At 39.5% G+C, this 1,470-nt stretch carries 1 protein-coding gene; it reads right to left on the bottom strand.

What is annotated here, in order from left to right:
* Window positions 1-163 precede the first annotated feature (163 nt).
* Entirely contained in the window at window positions 164-955 is a 792-nt protein-coding gene (locus tag FFM78_RS13600) for a tyrosine-protein phosphatase (RefSeq protein ID WP_137638908.1), read from the bottom strand.
* Window positions 956-1,470 lie beyond the last annotated feature (515 nt).

Genomic DNA, 1,470 nt, shown 5'->3' on the forward strand with positions numbered 1-1,470 from the left:
TGGATTTTTTGGATGGGGGCTGTGGGCTCTTTTTTGCACAAAAAATCCTGTTAATAGCTTACCACTTTGTAAACGATCAACAGGAAAAAGTATAGAGCCTAAAAATAAAGGCGCAGCCACTATTTGCAGTGGCTACGCCTTTTTTGCTAAAACGCTATTAGGCTTAATCTAAGTAGATCTGTTTTAAGTCAGCTAGATCGTGGGTGCTTAATTGTAAATAGTCATGGAGGTAACCGGCTAATGAACCGGCTAGCTCATTGATCGTTGCCCAAGCAGTTGCCAAATATTCTGGATAAGCTGCCATTAAATCACGGACACCAACAACTTGTTCAGGGGTAATCCCAGGATAGGCTGCGACTTGCTTCATATTCGCCGCAATTTCGGTAGCTGAAGCTTGTTGCGTTAATAGATAATCTGCTTGGATTTGTGTAAAGGGAACACCTAAGGCACCTAATAGAAGCGCGGCACCAATTCCAGTGCGGTCCTTGCCGGCTGTACAATGAAATAATAAACTATGTTGCGCCGTGCTGTTAGCCAACAAGTAGGCGAAGAATTGGCGGTAAGTTTGTTGGGCGTGATTATCCCGAACTAGATTCTGATAGACTTGTAGCATTTGCTTATGGCCATCAGGATCACGCCGTAACTCATTTAATAAAGCCTGTGGTGCAATTGAATTTTTAGTTTCGTCGACGGCAAAAACGGGGAGAAATTCATAATCGCTGGTGGTGGGTATCCGATCAGGAGCAACGGTTTGTTCCTCAGGGGAACGGAAGTCAATGATCGTTTGCAAGCCATACTCACTTAATTGGGTCAGATCACGATCACTAAGTTTGTTGAGCTGTGCAGCGCGAATCACTTTTTGCCATTTTAATTGCCGGCCATCTTGAGTGCGATAGCCACCTAATTCACGAAAATTATAGCCGTGTTCTAAATTTAAAATGCGTGTAGGACTCATTTTTTCACCATTTTCTATAAATTGATAGCTTCATTTTAGATGACTTAATGGAAAAACACAAAGGAATTTATTTATTAGCGTATTAAAAGTGGTTATTTACTCATTTTACCGAACATTAGCCGCAAATTGGTCGTTAAACATTTGCTAAAGTAGTTATTTCATTAAAGACTTGACGGTAGGCAGAAAGGCTGGTATAGTATTCTTTGTTGTCAATTGAAGCAAAGCGGTCATTTAGAAAGTTTTTAAAACTTTTTGTTGACAAGCATTGCGGCACCTGATAAACTGATAAAGTTGTCATTTGTTGCGTTATTCATTCCTGACTGCATGTTTATACAAGCAGAAAGCCTAATGCAGCAAGACGTAACTTGATTTGTTTTTAACTAATTGAATATTTATTCAAAAAGTTCTTGACAAGCTTTGTTAGTCATGGTAAACTAATTAAGTTGCGTTAAGCAACTCGGTAGACCTTTGAAAACTGAACAAATTTTCGACAAATCAAATGTGTAGGGTCTTTA

It is taken from the genome of Loigolactobacillus binensis, from assembly GCF_005405165.1.
GTDB classification, from domain to species: domain Bacteria; phylum Bacillota; class Bacilli; order Lactobacillales; family Lactobacillaceae; genus Loigolactobacillus; species Loigolactobacillus binensis.